Consider the following 15,983-nt stretch of genomic DNA (forward strand, 5'->3'; position numbering starts at 1 on the left):
ACCGTCCGGCCGCGGTGATGCGGCGGGACGGCTCCGTGCCCCGATCACGAGCATGGTGGGCGCGTGTTTCACGACCCGGCCGGGCGCATTGCCGGAGCGTTACAGATGGACCCCGAGGGTAAAAGCGCCGTCACCGGCGTGTTTCGGTTTCGTGAACGGACCCGTCAGGGCGCGGGTCGCGGTATCGATCCCCCACACGACGCCAGCTCGTCATTCGACGTCCGATCCGGCCGGAATCGGCCGCGTTTCGATCATCGATTGACGAGCTGGCGGAAAGGAAAGAACGGCGGGTCAGTCGATGATCGCGTCGACGAAGTCCTCGGCGTCGAACGGCGCGAGGTCGTCGGGGCCCTCACCCAGGCCGACGAGCTTGACCGGCACGCCGAGGGCCCGCTGGATGGCGACGACGATGCCGCCCTTGGCCGTGCCGTCCAGCTTGGTCAGCACGATGCCCGTGATGTTGACGACCTGGGCGAAGACCGCCGCCTGGGTCATGCCGTTCTGCCCGGTCGTCGCGTCGAGCACGAGCAGCACCTCGTCCACGGCGGCCTGCTTCTCGATGGTGCGTTTGACCTTGCCGAGCTCGTCCATCAGGCCGGCCTTGTTCTGCAGGCGGCCGGCGGTGTCGATCATGACGACGTCGGCCTCGACCTCGATGCCGGCCCGGACGGCGTCGTACGCGACCGACGCGGGGTCAGCGCCCTCGACGTCGCTGCGCACGGTCGGCACACCCACCCGCTGGCCCCACGTAGCCAGCTGCTCGGCGGCAGCGGCGCGGAAGGTGTCGGCGGCGCCGAGGAGCACGTCCTTGTCCTCGGCGACCAGCACCCGGGCCAGCTTGCCGACCGTCGTCGTCTTGCCGGTCCCGTTGACCCCGACGACGAGGACGATGGCGGGGCGGCCGTCGTGCCGCGTGGTCTTCAGCGTGCGGTCCATGGTCGGGTCGACCAGGCGGAGCAGTTCCTCGCGCAGCATCGCCTTCACGCGTTCGGGGTCGCGCGTGCCCTCGATCCGCACCCGCTCGCGCAGGGCGTCGACCAGTTGCATCGACGGTTCGGTGCCGAGGTCGGCGAGCAGGAGCGTCTCCTCGATCTCCTCCCACACACCCTCGTCGATGGTCTCCCGCGACAGCAGGGCGAGCAGGCCGCGGCCGAGCGTCGAGTTGGACCGGGACAACCGGTCCCGCAGCCGCACGAGGCGGCCACCGACGGCGGCGGGTCGCTCAATCTCCGGGGCGGGCGGTGCCGTGGCGTCCGGTTCGGCGAGGTCGGGCCGGTCGAGGGTGCCGACGCCGCCGGGCGCCGGATCGTTGGCGTCGCGGGTCGACGTGTACGGGCCACGCACGCCACCGCGGGGGCGCCGGGTGTTGCGGACCAGGGCGATCAGCACTCCGCCGACGACGGCGACCGCGGCCACCACGAAGACGATGATCATGACGGGGTCGAGTGCACCATTCACGAAGCCAGCTTCTCATGGTCGGCGGCGCTGTTTCCTGCCCGGCGACGGGCTCCGATGGCGCATCGATCGAAGGACAGTGGGCCAGCGGCCGCCGACCGGCGTGGAGCCTGCCGCCTCGTGGGAGACTCGACCTGACATGTCGACTCCCCCGCCCCACCGCACGCCCGACCCGGCGCACCCGTCCACCACCTCCTCCGCCGACTCCCCGGACTTCCCGGCCGCCCCGACGCGCGACGCCGGCGTCGACGCCCGGGCCGAGGCCACTGCGGACACCGAGCCGTCACCCGCGACGCCGCCGCGATCGCCCCGGGGCGCGCTCACCCTCTGGTGGCGACGTCGGCGCGATTCCGCCGGCCGGAGTTCGACGTCCCACGGGCGGCGGCCACGAGCGCCGCGGACGCCCATCCCTCCGGCGATCCTCGTGCTCATCGCGGCGGCCTTCGTCATCGCGCTCGGTTTCGGCCTCGTCGCCCCGGTGCTGCCGCAGCTGGCCCGCTCCTTCGACGTCGGCACCACGGCGGCGGCCGCCATCGTCAGCGTCTTCGCCCTGGCGCGGCTGGTCTTCGCGCCCGCGGGCGGCCGGCTGGTCGAGCGGCTCGGCGAGCGCCCGGTGTACGTGGCCGGCCTGACGATCGTCGGGCTGTCGTCGCTGACCTGCGCTTTTGCCACCGACTACACCCAGCTCCTGCTGTTCCGGGGCCTCGGCGGCCTCGGGTCGACCATGTTCACGGTCTCCGCCCTCGGGCTCGTCGTCCGGCTGGCTCCGCCCGGGGCCCGGGGACGCATCTCGAGCTACTACGCCGGCTCGTTCCTGCTCGGCAACATCGCCGGCCCCGTGGTCGGCGGCGTGCTCGGCGGGCTGGGGCTGCGGGTGCCGTTCCTCGTCTACGGCGTGCTGCTGATCCTCACCGCGGCCTTCGTGTTCGTGCGGTTGCGCGCGGCGACCGGCAGCACGGTGGCGACCGGCGCGACGGGTACTCCTCCCGTGCTGGCCCTCCGGGCGGCCTTCGGCGACAGCGCCTACCGGGCGGCGATCGGCTCCAGCTTTGCCAACGGGTGGGGCGTGTTCGGGGTCCGCGTGGCGCTCGTGCCACTGTTCGCCACGGCGGCCCTCGGCGCGGGCCCGGCGCTTGCCGGCGCCGCCCTGGCGATCTTCGCCGTCGGCAACGCCCTCGCACTGCCCCTCGCCGGCCGCCTCACGGACGCCTACGGCCGCCGGCCGCTGGTCCTCGGCGGACTGGCCACCACGAGCATCGCGACGATGGTGCTCGGGCTCGTGCCGAACGTTGCCGTCTTCATCGTGGCCTCGATCGCCGCCGGTCTCGGGGCGGGGCTGCTCGGGCCGGCGCAGCAGGCGGCCGTGGCCGACGTCATCGGGCCCGAGCGCGGCGCGGGCCGGGTGCTCGCCGTGTTCCAGATGGCGTCCGACACAGGCACGATCATCGGTCCGCTGCTGGCCGGCCTCATGGTGGACACCCTCTCCTACGGCTGGGCGTTCGCCGTCACCGGCGCCGTCTGCCTCGTGGCGATGGTGCCGTGGCTGCTCGCGCGGGAGACCCTGCCGGCGACGACGAAGGACCCCGCGACGTCCTGAGGGACGAGATCTCCTCCTGCGGGACTACTGGAGAACGCCGATCCGCTGGCTGATGACGGCCGAGACGCCGTCGCCGCGCATGCTCACCCCGTACAGGGCGTCGGCGATCTCCATCGTCCGCTTCTGGTGCGTGATGATGATGAGCTGGCTGGACGCGCGCAGTTCCTCGAGGATGCCGATGAGCCGCTGCAGGTTGGTGTCGTCGAGGGCCGCCTCGACCTCGTCCATGACGTAGAACGGGCTCGGCCGAGCCATGAAGATCGCCACGAGCAGGGCCACCGCCGTGAGAGACCGCTCCCCGCCCGAGAGGAGGGAGAGCCGCTTGACCTTCTTGCCCGCCGGCCGCGCCTCGATCTCGACGCCCGTGGCGAGCAGGTCGTCCGGGTCGGTCAGCACGAGCCGCCCCTCGCCGCCCGGGAACAGCCGGGAGAACACGTGCTCGAACTGGGCCGCGGTGTCCGCGAACGCCGCGCCGAACACCTCCTGCACCCGCTGGTCCACCTCGGCGATGATCTGCAGCAGGTCCGCCCGGCTGGACTTGAGGTCCTCGAGCTGCCCGGAGAGGAACTTGTGCCGCTCCTCGAGCGCCGCGAACTCCTCCAGCGCCAGCGGGTTGACCTTGCCGAGCGCCGCCAGGTCCCGTTCGGCCTTCCGCAGCCGCTTCACCTGCTCCTCGCGGACGAATGGCACCGTGTCGGCGGTGGCCGGCCCGAGCTCGGCCCACTTGTCGTCGACTGGCGCCGTGACCGGCACGGGCACCTCCGGCCCGTACTCGGCGAGCAGGTTCTCGGCGCTGAGGCCGAGCTCGTCGGCGGCCCGGTTCTGCACGGCCTCGATCGCGGCGCGCTGGCGTTCGCGCGCCAGTTCGTCGCGGTGCACGCTGTCGACGAGCTGCGCCAGCTCGCGGGAGACGTCCTCGTTGCCGCCCCGCAGGTCGGTCAGCTCCGCGTCCAGCCGCGCCCGCGTCTGCTCGGCGGCGTCGCGCTCCGCGGCGGCCAGCTCGAGGGAGACGCTCACGTGCGCGGCGACGACGCCGGCGGCCGAGCCCACGGCGAGCGCCTTGGCGGCCTGGTACCGGCGCCGGCGGGCCCGCTGCTCCGCCTCCGCACGGGCGGCCTTCTCGGTGCGGGCGGCCCGCTCCAGGGACTGGGCCCGCTGCGTGCAGGAGGTCAGCTGCTCCTCGGTGGAGCGCACGCTCAGCCGCGCCTCCATCTCCGCGGCACGGGCGGCGGTGGCCGCCGCGGCGAGCTCATCGCGCCGGTCGGTGTCCGGTTCCTCGTCCTGCTCGGGGGCTTCGCGGGCGGCGGCCAGGCGGTCGGCCGCCGCGGTGAGAGCGGTCTGCTCCTTGTCGATGGTGGCGCGCGCGGTCTCGACGGCGGCCTCGAGCCGGGTGCGCTCCGCCTCGGCCGAGCGCATCGCCGAGCCGAACCCGGCGAGCCGCTCCGCGACGGCCGCGAGCCGGGCGTCGGAGGCGTGCAGGTCGTCCAGTGCCGCGTCGGCCTCGGCCTTCGCGTCGGTCAGGCGGGCGGTGATACCGGCCTGCGCGAACCGGGCCTGCTCCCACCGGGAGGCGGCGGCGTCCCGCGCGGTCTGCGACTCGTCGATCGCGGCCTGCAGCTCGATCAGGCTGGCCTCGCTCGCCACACCGCCGTGGGCACTGACGGCGGTGAACACGTCGCCGTCCTCGGTCACCACGCGGGCGCGCGGGAACGCCGCGAGTACGGTCGCGGCGAGCGCCGCGTCCGGGACGACGACGACGTCGGCGAGCAGGCTCTCCAACGTGCTCCCGAGGGCCGCTTCGGCGCGGATCAGGGCCGTCGCGCGCAGAGCGCCCTCGGGAAGCTCGGCGTCGTCGGGCAGCAGCGACGGCAGCGCCGGCGCCTCGGTGATGAGCAGGTCCGCCCGGCCGGCGTCGCGGTCGCGGAGCAGGTCCAGCGCCCGCTGCGCGGCCTCGTGGTCCGTGACGGCGAGCGCCTCGGCGGCCGAGCCGAGCGCGGCGGCGATGGCCGGCTCGTAGCCCTGGGCGACGCCGACCAGCTCGGCCACCCCGCCGACGATGCCGTCCAGCCGGCCCTCGACGACGGCGTCCCGCAGGGTCTCCGCCCCGTCGCGCCGGTCCAGGCCCACCTGCAGCGCCTCGATCCGGGCGGTCAGCGCGTCGCGCTCCCGTTCGGCGTCGCGTTCGGCCTGCCGTGCCGTCTCCAGCTCGGCCTCGAGCTCCTCGACGAGGCTGCTCGCCTCCTCGTACGCAGCGTCCAGACCCTCCTCGCCCTCCTCGACGCCGGCGACCTGACCTTCCAGGGCGGCGAACTCGGAGCGGGCGCCCTCGGCGCGGGCGGTCGCGTCGGCGATCATGCCGCGCAGCCGGCCGAGCTCCGCCTCAGCCGACTCGACCCGGGTGCGGGCCGCGCCGACGGCCCCGGTGAGCCGGGCGATGCCCTCCCGCCGGTCCGCGGCGGCACGCATCAGGGCGGTCAGCCGCTTGTCCTCGGCTGCGGCGTCCGCCTCGGCGCGAGCGCGGGCCTCCAGGGCGGCGGTCAGCGTCTCGCGGGCGGCGTCGAGCGCGCGGCCCAGGTCGGCCTCCTCGACGCGCACGGCGGCGGCCTGCTGTTCGAGTTGTTCGGGGTCCCGGCCGTTGCGGGCGGGCGCCTCGGCACTGCCGAGCAACCGGCGACGCTCCTCGGCCAGGTGCGCGAGGGCGGTGAACCTGTCGTGCAGCGAGGAGAGCTGGTACCAGGCGTCACGGGCGGCGTTCAGGGCCGGTGTGGCCCGGGCGGCGGCGGACTCGAGCTCGCCCTGCCGCTCGCGGCCGGCCTCCAGCCGGGTCTCCAGCTCCGCTCGGCGGGCGCGCAGCGCCTCCTCGTCGGCCAGGTCGGTGGCCAGCTGCTCGGTCAGGGTCACCAGCTCGTCGGCCAGCAGGCGGGCCCGCGCGTCCCGCACCTCGAACTGGACCTGCTGGGCACGCCGGGCGACGGCGGCCTGCTTGCCGAGCGGGGTCAGCTGCCGCCGGATCTCGCCGGTCAGGTCGGTCAGCCGGGTGAGGTTGGCCTGCATCGCCTCGAGCTTGCGGACCGTCTTCTCCTTGCGGCGCCGGTGCTTGAGGATGCCGGCGGCCTCCTCGATGAAGCCGCGGCGCTCCTCGCCCGTGGCGTGCAGCACGGCGTCGAGCTGGCCCTGCCCGACGATGACGTGCATCTGCCGGCCGAGCCCGGAGTCGGAGAGCAGTTCCTGGATGTCGAGCAACCGGCACGTGGCGCCGTTGATGGCGTACTCGGAGCCGCCGGACCGGAACAGGGTCCGGGAGATGGTGACCTCGGTGTACTCGATCGGCAGGGCGCCGTCCGTGTTGTCGATGGTCAGGGACACCTGCGCGCGCCCCAGCGGCGGCCGGCCGGACGTCCCGGCGAAGATGACGTCCTCCATCTTGCCGCCGCGCAGGGTCTTGGCGCCCTGCTCCCCCATCACCCAGGCGAGGGCGTCGACGACGTTGGACTTGCCGGAGCCGTTGGGACCGACGACGGCGGTCACCCCGGGCTCGAACTGGAAGGTCGTCGCGGACGCGAAGGACTTGAAGCCGCGCACCGTGAGGGTCTTCAGGTGCACCGGGCCTCCCGTCGCTCACGTCAGCAGATGGTCGAGCGCGTCCGGGTCGAGTCGTGCTCACGGTCAGCGTATCGGCTGGACCGGTAGTATTCACCGCGGTGCATATGCAGCGAAGGGTGCTGACAGTCCATAGTTAACTGTGTCGTGTCACGTCCACCCGGACGACGTGCGTGCGTGTCCGCTGCGGATACGCCCGCGACGACGGCGCGGCGACGTGCTCCACCCAGCGACGAAAACGACGAAAGCTCGTGATTTGACCGGCAACGCTACCTTCCTCCACAGCAACACCGCCCTGCTCTCCGTCACGAGCATCGAGGCGCCCGTGGTGGTGACCAGCGCGGAGTTCGACGACCGTCTCGGAGGCGCCCTCAAGCGTCTGCGGCTGTCCCGCAAGCTGCTGGAACGCGTGGCCGGCATCCGGGAGCGCCGCTGGTGGGCACCGGGGACCGCGTTCGACGACGCCGCCATCGAGGCCGGCGCGAAGGCGCTGGCCTCCGCCGGCATCGAGCCGGGCCAGGTGGGCCTGCTGATCAACACGTCCGTGACGCGCACCAACCTCGAGCCCTCCGTGGCCGTCAAGATCCACCACGGCCTCGGGCTGCCCTCCTCCGCCCTGAACTTCGACGTCGCCAACGCGTGCCTCGGCTTCGTCAACGGCATGTCGCTGGCCGCCAACATGATCGACGCCGGGCAGATCCAGTACGCCGTCATCGTCAACGGCGAGGACGCGCAGGCCACCCAGGAAGCCACCATCGCGCGGCTCAACGGGCCGGACGCCACCCGGTCGGACTTCAACCGCGAGTTCGCGACCCTCACGCTGGGCTCCGGTGCCGCCGCGGCCGTCCTCGGCCCTGCGGACGCCCACCCGGGGTCGCACCGCATCGTCGGCGGCGTCTCCCGCGCCGGCAGCGAGCACCACGAGCTGTGCGTCGGCGGCGTCGACGGCATGTACACGGACCACGGCGGGCTGCTCAAGGGCGGCCTCGAGCTCGTCGTCGACGCCTGGAGCGAGGCCCACGAGAACGGCTGGGACTGGCGGTCGATGGACCGCTACGTCACCCACCAGGTCAGCACCATCCATACCGACGCGATCATCGACGCCGTCGGGCTGGACAAGACCCGCGTGCCGATGACGTTCCCCACGTGGGGCAACGTGGGCCCGGCGTCGCTGCCGATGACCCTGGCCATGGAGTCCCAGACCCTGAACGCCGGGGACCGCGTGCTGTGCATGGGCGTCGGCTCGGGACTGAACACGGCGATGCTGGAGATCGCCTGGTGACATCCGCCTGGCCCGGCGTCCCCGAGGGCTGCTCCCGGTACCTGCCGGTCGTCTCCTCCGCCGCCGTCGACGCGGGCACCACGCACCGCTGGCACCTGCTCGACAACGCCGCCCTCATCCCCGACGACGTCACGCCCGCCGGCACCCTCCTGTGCGTGCACGGCAACCCCACGTGGGGCTACCTGTGGCGGTCCCTGCTCGAAGCGGCCGCCCGGCGCACCGCGAGCGACGGCGGCCCGTGGCGGGTCATCGCCGTCGACCAGCTCGACATGGGCTTCTCCGCCCGCATCGGTGCGCGCCGGCTCGCGGACCGGGTCACCGACCTCGGCGACCTGACCGACGCGCTCGGCCTGACCGGGCCCGTCGTCACCGTGGGCCACGACTGGGGCGGCAGCATCAGCCTCGGCTGGGCCGTCGACCACCCCGACCTGCTCGCCGGCGTCGTCCTGACCAACACCGCCGTCCACCAGCCCGCCGGGGAGTCGATCCCCTGGCCGCTGCGTCTGGCCCTGCATCCGGCGATCCACCGGCCCGGCACGGTCAGCACGACGGCGTTCCTCGACATCACCCTCGGCCTCGCCCGGCCCGCGCTCGACCCGGCCGTCCGGCGCGCCTACCGCACCCCGTACCGGCACGCCCGCCGGCGCGGCGGCGTCGGCCAGTTCGTCGCCGACATCCCCGTCGACGCGTCCACGCCGAGCTTACCGGAGCTCGACCGGATCGCCGAGGGCGTGCGCTGCCTCGACGTGCCCGCGCTGATGTTGTGGGGCCCTGAGGACCCGATCTTCTCCGACCGGTACCTCCGCGACCTGATCGACCGGCTGCCGCACGCCGACGTCCACCGGTTCGAGGATGCCGGTCACCTGGTGACCGAGGACGCCCCCGTCGCCGCGACCCTGCTGGGGTGGCTCGGGGAGCGCCTGCCGGCCGACCGCGCCGACACCGACCAGCTGCGCGGCTCCCGGCTGACGTTGGCGGACCGCGACCACCGGCCGCTGTGGGCCACCCTCGACGACCGGGCCGCCGACACCACGACGGCGGTCGTCGACATGGCCGGCCCCGGCAGCGAGCCCCTGCGCCTGGGCTGGGACGAGCTGGCCGCCCGCGTCGACCGGTTGCGCCGCGGCCTGACCGCCGTCGGCGTCCGCCCGGGCCACCGGATCAGCCTCCTGGTGCCCCCGGGCATCGACCTGACGTGCCTCATCTACGCGGGGCTGCGCCTGGGCGCCGTCATCGTCGTCGCCGACGCGGGTCTGGGCGCCCGTGGCCTGTCCCGGGCGGTGCGCGGTGCCGGGCCGGACTGGGTGATCGGCATCGAGCGTGCCCTCATCGCCGCCCGCGTGTTCGGCTGGCCGGGCCGGCGCATCGCGGTACGCGGGCTCGACCGCATCACGCGTCGTGTGCTCGACGTCGACCACACCCTCGCCGAGGTGCTCGCCCACGGGGACGCCGCCCCGGTGGGCGCCCAGCACGAGCCGCGGGCCGACGACCCGGCGGCCATCCTCTTCACCTCCGGTTCCACCGGTCCCGCCAAGGGCGTCGCCTACACGCACCGGCAGCTTTCCGCCATGTGCCGAGCCGTCTCGACCACGTACGGCCTGGCTCCCGGCACCGCGCTCGTGGCCGCGTTCGCCCCGTTCGCGCTGCTCGGCCCGGCCCTGGGCGCGACGTCGGTCAGCCCCGCGATGGACGTCACCGCGCCCGCGACGCTGACGGCGACGGCGCTGGCCGACGCCGCGGCCGCCGTCGACGCGACCGCCGTCTTCGCCTCCCCCGCCGCCCTGGTCAACGTGCTCGCCACGGCCGACGCGCTCGACGCGTCCCAGTGCGAGGCCCTGGGCCGGATCGACCTCCTGCTCTCCGCCGGGGCGCCGATCGGCGAGCCGCTGCTGGCCGCCGTTTCCGCCCTGGTCCCGCGTGCCCGGCTGCACACCCCGTACGGGATGACCGAGGCGCTGCCCGTGACGGACATCGACCTGCCGGGCATCCGTGCCGCGGCGGCCGATGCGGCTGCTGCGTCCGGCTCAGCCGGTGCGGTGGCCGGGGCCGGCAACGGCGTGTGCGTCGGCGCCCCGGTGCCGGGCGCGCACGTCGCGATCAGCGCGTTCGACGCCGACGGCTCGGCGGTCGGCGACCCGTCCGGCGCCCCGGCCGTGTCCGGGGAGATCCTCGTGGCCGCGCCACACGTCAAGGACCACTACGACCGGCTGTACCGCACCGAGGCCGCGGCGTTCGACCGCGGCTGGCACCGCACCGGCGACGTCGGCCACCTCGACGCGGCCGGCCGCCTGTGGGTCGAGGGCCGGCTGCAGCACGTGCTGCGCACCAGCGGCGGACCGGTCACCCCGGTCGACGCCGAACAGCGGATGGCGACCGTCGACGGCGTCGCTCGCACGGCCCTCGTGGGGGTCGGGCCGGACGGCTCGCAGGTCGCCGTCGCCGTCGTCGAGACCGACCCCGGTGCCCGCACCGACGGTCCCGCGCCGCGCGGTGTCACCGAGGCGCTGCGCTCCGTGGTGCCGGACCTCGACCTCGCGGCGGTGCTGCAGGTGCGGCGGCTGCCCACCGACATCCGCCACAACTCCAAGGTCGACCGTTCGGCGCTAGCAGCGTGGGCCACCGGGGTCCTTGCCGGGAAGAGGGTGTCCGCACCGTGACCCCGGGACCCGCCGGGTCCCTCCGGGTGCTCGTCACCGGCGCGAGCGGCCTGCTCGGGTCCGCCGTCGCCCGCCTGCTCGTCGCGCAGGGCCACGCGGTGCGCACGTTCCAGCGTCGCCCCGCCGCCGTGCCGGGCGCGACTGACGTCCTTGGTGCGATGACCGACCCCGCTGCCCTCGCGCGGGCCGTCGCCGGCGTCGACGCGGTCATCCACCTCGCGGCCAAGGTGTCCTTCGCGGGCGATCCGGCCGAGTTCGTCGCGGTCAACGTGGACGGAACCGCGGCCCTGCTCGACGCCGCCCGCACGGCCGGGGTACGTGACGTCGTGTTCGTCTCCTCTCCGTCGGTCGCCCACCACGGCATGGCGATCGCCGGGGCCGGCGCGGAGCCGGCCGACCCCGCCCGGGCACGCGGCGAGTACGCCCGCACGAAGGCCGCGGCGGAGCTGCTGGCCCTCGCGGCGGACGCACCGGACTTCCGGGTCACCGCGATCCGCCCGCACATCGTCTGGGGACCGGGCGACACGCAGCTCGTCGAGCGCGTGGTCGACCGGGCCCGACGCCGGCGCCTGCCGCTGCTGGACGACGGCGCGGCCCTGATCGACACCACGTACATCGACAACGCGGCCGCCGCGATCGTCGCCGGGCTGCACCGGATGGACCACGCCCACGGGCAGGCGCTCGTCGTGACCAACGGGCAGCCGCGGACGGTCGGCGAGCTGATCGGCGGCATCTGCCGGGCCGCAGGCGTCCCGGAGCCGGCGTGGCACGTGCCCGGCCGGGTCGCCCGGGTGGCCGGCGGCCTCATCGAGGCGGCGTGGAGGGTTCGTCCGGGCCGGGACGAGCCGCCGATGACCCGGTTCCTCGCCGAGCAGCTCTCCACGGCCCACTGGTTCGACCAGCGGCACACCCGCGAGGTGCTCGACTGGACGCCGGCGGTCTCGATCGACGAGGGCCTGGCCCGCCTCGCGGCGCACTACCGCCGCTAAGAGTTGCTCCGGTGCCGCGGCCGTCGTGTGGAGTCCGCGTGTGGCGTCAGCCGATACCGGCCGACGAGCGCGAACCGGCCTCGATCCGCTGCGCTGCGCTCCTCCACCGGCCGGTAGACCTCGCTGACCTGCGCCGTCGTCCGACCGGGCCGGACCACCCAGGCGTGGACCTCGGCCAGGTCGTCCGTCTCGACGTCGTGGCTGTCCACCCGCACGAGCTGGCCCTCCTCGGGGTCGAGCCACAGATCGAGCACCCGCAGCGCGCGGACCTGCTCGTCTACCAGCAGCATGTCCCGCTCGTCGACTCGTTCGGCCCTCAGCATGGCGGTCATCCTTCCGTCGCAGACCAACGCGGCCTACGGTGTGCTCATGACGGCACCGTCCCACCCTCGTCTCCGTCGGGTCGGCCGGCGAGCGGTCGCGTTCTTCGTGCCCTACGCCGTCGCGATGGCGCTGATCCCGCGGCTGGGACTGGTGCTGGCGGTGCTGATCGGCCTCGTGACCGCGGCCGTCGTGCAGACCGCCCTCCACGTCATGTCCGGCGTGAGGCATGATGAGGGCCGCGGTTCTGCGTAGAGCCGGGGCCCTCATCATCGATGCCGAGCAGCGTGGCGCCGCACGCGCGCGGCGGTCAGCCGCCGGTCACGGCACCGCGGCGGCCGAGGCCTCCCGCACGAGCCGATCGCCGTCGTACCGGGTGATGAACCGTTGCTTGACCAGCGCCATGGTGTCCTTCGCGACGGCCCTGACGTACACGGTGTGGCTCGGGTAGATCTGCTGCAGCAGCGCCTGGCTGAACGGCACCTCGTGCCCGGCGATCACGCAGAAGGACGGTCCGGTCGAGCTGCCGTACCAGGTGGACGTCGGGACGTCGAGGTAGGGCGAGCGGAGGCCGCCGACCACGTTGCCGAACCGGTCGAGCACCGGGGCGCCGTTCTGCACGACGATGGGCGAGCCGTGCGGCGGGGCGATCCCCCGCCGTACCCAGTCGTCCAGGTTGCGCAGGAAGGCGTCGAAGAAGATCGCGCTCGGGAACCGGCTGCGCGGGCCCTCGTTGCAGTCCATCGGCGGCACCGCGCGGCCGCCCTTCTCGATGTCGGCGGGTGCGGCGGCGTAGTTCAGCTCCGTGGGCGTCGCGTGTCCGGCGCCGGCCATCTCATACTGCCGGTACGCATCGGGGGGGACGTCGCTGTCGGGCCGGCGCGCCGTGATGCCCCGCAGGTAGTCCGACTGGGACATGACGTGGATGATCGGCACGCCCACGTTGGAGAACTGCCGTCGGGGGTCGTCCAGCGCCGGGAGCGCCTCGCACTGGTTGATCGGATAGATGCCCGCGAACGCTCCACCCGCGACGGCCACGATGTACGCGTCGTAGATCGACCGGCCCGTCTCCGCCTTGACCCGGGGCGCGACGGCGTTGATGTAGTCGTACATGTACCCGCCGGTCTGCGAGTACCCGAAGCCGTAGAGCTTGAGCGCATGGTGGGGCTTCGCGCCGCCGTAGTGCACGGGGCTGGCCGCCGTGCGCATCAGCTGGCCGACCTGACTGTAGATGTCCCAGGCCAGCCCGTTCTCGGTGGTCCGCGAGCTGTCCGAGGGGACCGTGGCACAGTTGCGCGGATCGTCCAGCGGCAGCGGGTTGTTCATGCTCAGCGGGGCGTACCGGATGGGGTCGAACGTCTTGAGCGTCTGCATCGAGACCGGCTTGACGGTCACCCCCACCCACACGTCGCCGTTGCGGATCAACTGATCGTGCATCAGCCCCCAGCCGAGGTTCAGGTCGAACAGGTTCGAGGGGTTGAGCGGTTCGACGACGACGTTGCCACTGAAGGCGCTGACCTTGGCGGGCCGGCGGACGAGGATGCGGGTCGTGTAGGGAGCGTTGGCAGTGCGTACGACGGCGGGGCCCGGCGCCGGCCACGTGTACACGTTGGCCAGCCCGCTGACGAAGTACTCCTCCTCGACGTAGCCGATCGCGGCGAGGTTCTCGGGGATCCGGGTGTGGTTCGCCGCGCCGAAGGGGTACGACGTCGCGGTGGCCCGGATCGGGCCGGTGATCCGCGGCGCCGTCAGCGGCGCACCGCTCGGACCCGTCACCGTCGGCGTCGCCGCGGGGACGCCGGCTCCCGGTATCGCCGTCGAGGACGGATCCGCAGCGTCGGCCGGCACGGTGGACGCCCCGAACATCGCTGGGGCCACGGACTGCCCGACCGCCGGCGTCATCGCCAGCAGCACCGCCGCGATCACGGCGGTCATCAGGGCCCAGGTCCGCGCGGCCGTCCGTCGGCGCCGTCGCGACCTGTCGAACCGCGGGGACGCACCTCGCCGTGACGACACCATTCGGGAATGCTGGCCGCGATGCTGCATGATTCCTCCGCGACTCGGTCCTGCCGGAGATCGCGACGCTCGGACCGAGCGAGGCTAGGCCAAGGCTAGGAGCCGTTCACAGGCACGGTCAAGGAATTAGTCAGGCGCTTCGCCGGAAGCCCGGCTACCAGCGGGCGCGGCGGGGGCGCGGCTGGCAGACCGGGCAGGTGAACGAGCCGCGGTTCATGAAGGAGTCGCGCCGGATGACGCTGTGCCGGCCGTTCGCGGCGCAGCGCGGGCACAGCCGGCCGGTCTGCCCGTACACGGCGAGGGACCGGTCGAAGTAGCCGGACTGGCCGTTGACGTTGACGTAGAGGGCGTCGAAGCTCGTGCCGCCGGCCTCCAGCGCGGTGCCCATCACCTCACGGCAGGCGGCCAGCAGCCGATCCACCTCGGGCCGGCGCAGCGTCTCGGTGGGCCGGGCGTAGTGCAGCCGGGCCCGCCACAGCGACTCGTCCGCGTAGATGTTGCCGATCCCGGAGATCAACGACTGGTCCAGCATCGCCCGCTTGATGCCGGTGCGCCGCCGCCGGAGCCGCTCGGTGAAGGCGGCGACGTCGAACGCCGGGTCGAGCGGGTCCCGGGCGATGTGCGCGGCACTGGCGGGAATGAGCGGTGCGTCGCTGCCCGCACCGCCGGGGGCGCCGTCGTCCGTGCTCACGAGCCGGTCCACGTGCATGCCGCCGAAGATGCGCTGGTCGACGAAACGGAGCTGCCGGTCCGGCTCGTCGCCGGAGGTCTCGGGGCCGTCGTCACGGTCCATGACGCCATCGGAAGTCGACTCGGTCGCGTCCGACCCCGGCTCGAGACGGAACCGGATGCGCAGGTGCTTCTCGTCGGGAGCGCCGGCGGGCTGGATGAGCACCTGCCCGCTCATCCCGAGGTGGACGACGAGGGCGGTCGGGGCACCGGAGTCGGAACCCTGCGAGGCGGCATGCGATCCGGCAGGCTCCAGCGGGAGCCAGAGGAACTTGCCGCGGCGGACGGCGGCGGTCAGACGGCGGCCGGTCAGCGCGGCGGCGAAGGTCTCGGGACCACCGGGCTGCCGCCGCACGGAGCGGGGATCGACGACGTCGACGCCGGTGACGGTACGGCCCACCGCCCAGGGGGCCAGTCCACGCCGGACGACCTCGACCTCGGGCAGTTCGGGCACGAGCGGGGTCCGGCGGTCAGCGGGTGGGGTCGGTCGGCGCGTCCGCGGCTGCGGGAGCAGGATCCCCGTCCGGCATGACCGCGGCACCCGCCGCTGCGGCAGTACCGGCGGAGGGCGAGCCGTTCGAGACGGCGACGGCGCCGGCGGTCTGTCCATTGCCGCTGCCGGTGCCGAGGACGGCGGTCCGCTCGGCGGCGATCCGCCACCCGGCGGCCGCTGCCTCCTGCTCGGCTTCCTTCTTGGAGTGGCCCCGGCCGACGCCGTAGACCTCTCCTGCGATGGTCAGCGTCGCGGTGAACCGGCGCGCGTGATCCGGTCCCTCGCCGACGACGCCGTAGTCCACCGGGCTGAGCTGTCGCAGCGCCGCGTACTCCTGGATGCTCGTCTTCCAGTCGGTGCTGGCCATGAGCGCCTCCGCGTCGGTCAGCAGCGGGCCGACGAGCCGCATCACGAGGTCACGGGCGGCCTCGATGCCGCGGTCGATGTAGGTGGCGCCGAAGATCGCCTCCATGGTGTCGGCGAGGATCGAGGCCTTGTCCCGGCCGTTGGTCATCTTCTCGCCCTGACCGAGGTGGATGTGGTCCCCCACCCCGAGGCCGCGGGCGATGTTGGCCAGCGCGCGTGTGCTGACGACGGCGGAGCGCAGCTTGGCGAGCTCACCCTCGGACAGGTCCGGGTTCTCCCGGAACAGGAAGTCGGTGACGGCGAAGCCCAGGATCGAGTCGCCGAGGAACTCGAGGCGCTCGTTCGTGGGGATGCCGCCGTGCTCGTAGGCGTACGACCGGTGCGTGAGGGCAAGCGAGAGCAGCCCGGCGTCGATCGTGACGCCGAGCTGCTCCTGAAGCCAGTCGAGATCGCTCATGGTACGGGTCTCACCGGTGCC

11 protein-coding genes are annotated in these 15,983 nt (G+C 73.7%); 5 read left to right on the forward strand and 6 right to left on the reverse strand.

Going from position 1 to position 15,983, the window contains the following annotated elements:
* Nucleotides 1–291: 291 nt before the first annotated feature.
* Nucleotides 292–1,434 carry a signal recognition particle-docking protein FtsY gene (ftsY, locus tag V6N00_RS05310; RefSeq protein ID WP_334231197.1) on the reverse strand — a complete coding sequence of 381 codons (1,143 nt, stop codon included), beginning with the start codon at nt 1,432–1,434 and terminating at the stop codon, nt 292–294.
* A 160-nt stretch (nt 1,435–1,594) separates the two neighbouring features.
* Here ftsY and V6N00_RS05315 point away from each other — a divergent pair, with 160 nt between their 5' ends.
* Nucleotides 1,595–3,052, forward strand: a complete 1,458-nt coding sequence (locus tag V6N00_RS05315; protein ID WP_334231036.1) for an MFS transporter — start codon at nt 1,595–1,597, stop codon at nt 3,050–3,052.
* A gap of 24 nt (nt 3,053–3,076) precedes the next feature.
* Here V6N00_RS05315 and smc read toward each other — a convergent pair whose 3' ends face one another.
* Nucleotides 3,077–6,655, reverse strand: coding sequence for a chromosome segregation protein SMC (smc, locus tag V6N00_RS05320; protein ID WP_334231037.1), 3,579 nt, complete (start codon nt 6,653–6,655; stop codon nt 3,077–3,079).
* 253 nt (nt 6,656–6,908) lie between these two features.
* Here smc and V6N00_RS05325 point away from each other — a divergent pair, with 253 nt between their 5' ends.
* From V6N00_RS05325 to V6N00_RS05335, 3 genes are read left to right on the forward strand one after another with little or no spacing between them, the layout of a single operon-like run.
* Entirely contained in the window at nt 6,909–7,934 is a 1,026-nt protein-coding gene (locus V6N00_RS05325; protein ID WP_334231038.1) for a 3-oxoacyl-ACP synthase III, read from the forward strand.
* On the forward strand, nt 7,928–10,591 hold the full coding sequence (locus V6N00_RS05330; protein WP_334231198.1) for an alpha/beta fold hydrolase: 2,664 nt from the start codon (nt 7,928–7,930) through the stop codon (nt 10,589–10,591). The genes V6N00_RS05325 and V6N00_RS05330 overlap by 7 nt, the downstream gene beginning before the upstream one ends.
* Nucleotides 10,588–11,580, forward strand: coding sequence for an NAD-dependent epimerase/dehydratase family protein (locus tag V6N00_RS05335; protein ID WP_334231039.1), 993 nt, complete (start codon nt 10,588–10,590; stop codon nt 11,578–11,580). The genes V6N00_RS05330 and V6N00_RS05335 overlap by 4 nt, the downstream gene beginning before the upstream one ends.
* On the opposite strand, the gene V6N00_RS05340 is transcribed toward V6N00_RS05335, so the two are convergent.
* A complete protein-coding gene (locus V6N00_RS05340) occupies nt 11,577–11,903 on the reverse strand; it encodes a hypothetical protein (protein WP_334231040.1) in 327 nt (108 codons plus the stop codon). The two genes, V6N00_RS05335 and V6N00_RS05340, sit on opposite strands and share 4 nt — an antisense overlap.
* Here V6N00_RS05340 and V6N00_RS05345 point away from each other — a divergent pair.
* Nucleotides 11,902–12,156 carry a hypothetical protein gene (locus V6N00_RS05345; protein WP_334231041.1) on the forward strand — a complete coding sequence of 85 codons (255 nt, stop codon included), beginning with the start codon at nt 11,902–11,904 and terminating at the stop codon, nt 12,154–12,156. The genes V6N00_RS05340 and V6N00_RS05345 overlap by 2 nt on opposite strands.
* A 66-nt stretch (nt 12,157–12,222) precedes the next feature.
* Here the strand turns inward: V6N00_RS05345 and V6N00_RS05350 are convergent, their stop codons facing one another.
* The 3 genes from V6N00_RS05350 to rnc form a co-directional block, all read right to left on the reverse strand.
* A complete protein-coding gene (locus V6N00_RS05350; RefSeq protein WP_334231042.1) occupies nt 12,223–13,836 on the reverse strand; it encodes an alpha/beta hydrolase domain-containing protein in 1,614 nt (537 codons plus the stop codon).
* A 235-nt stretch (nt 13,837–14,071) separates the two neighbouring features.
* Complete coding sequence (mutM, locus tag V6N00_RS05355; protein WP_334231043.1) at nt 14,072–15,100, reverse strand: bifunctional DNA-formamidopyrimidine glycosylase/DNA-(apurinic or apyrimidinic site) lyase; 1,029 nt, start codon at nt 15,098–15,100, stop codon at nt 14,072–14,074.
* Between the two features lie 16 nt (nt 15,101–15,116).
* Nucleotides 15,117–15,962: a ribonuclease III gene (gene rnc, locus V6N00_RS05360; RefSeq protein WP_334231044.1), complete on the reverse strand. Its 846-nt coding sequence runs from the start codon at nt 15,960–15,962 to the stop codon at nt 15,117–15,119.
* Nucleotides 15,963–15,983 lie beyond the last annotated feature (21 nt).

It is taken from the genome of Tersicoccus mangrovi, assembly GCF_036881825.1.
In the GTDB taxonomy this organism is placed as follows: domain Bacteria; phylum Actinomycetota; class Actinomycetes; order Actinomycetales; family Micrococcaceae; genus Tersicoccus; species Tersicoccus mangrovi.

Excerpts from the sequence above, each read along its gene's own strand:
- rnc (WP_334231044.1), bottom strand. The coding sequence starts at position 15,962 with ATGAGCGATCTCGACTGGCTTCAGGAGCAGCTCGGCGTCACGATCGAC.
- ftsY (WP_334231197.1), bottom strand. The coding sequence starts at position 1,434 with ATGATCATCGTCTTCGTGGTGGCCGCGGTCGCCGTCGTCGGCGGAGTG.
- V6N00_RS05340 (WP_334231040.1), bottom strand. The coding sequence starts at position 11,903 with ATGCTGAGGGCCGAACGAGTCGACGAGCGGGACATGCTGCTGGTAGAC.
- V6N00_RS05345 (WP_334231041.1), top strand. The coding sequence starts at position 11,902 with ATGGCGGTCATCCTTCCGTCGCAGACCAACGCGGCCTACGGTGTGCTC.
- V6N00_RS05350 (WP_334231042.1), bottom strand. The coding sequence starts at position 13,836 with ATGACCGCCGTGATCGCGGCGGTGCTGCTGGCGATGACGCCGGCGGTC.
- V6N00_RS05315 (WP_334231036.1), top strand. The coding sequence starts at position 1,595 with ATGTCGACTCCCCCGCCCCACCGCACGCCCGACCCGGCGCACCCGTCC.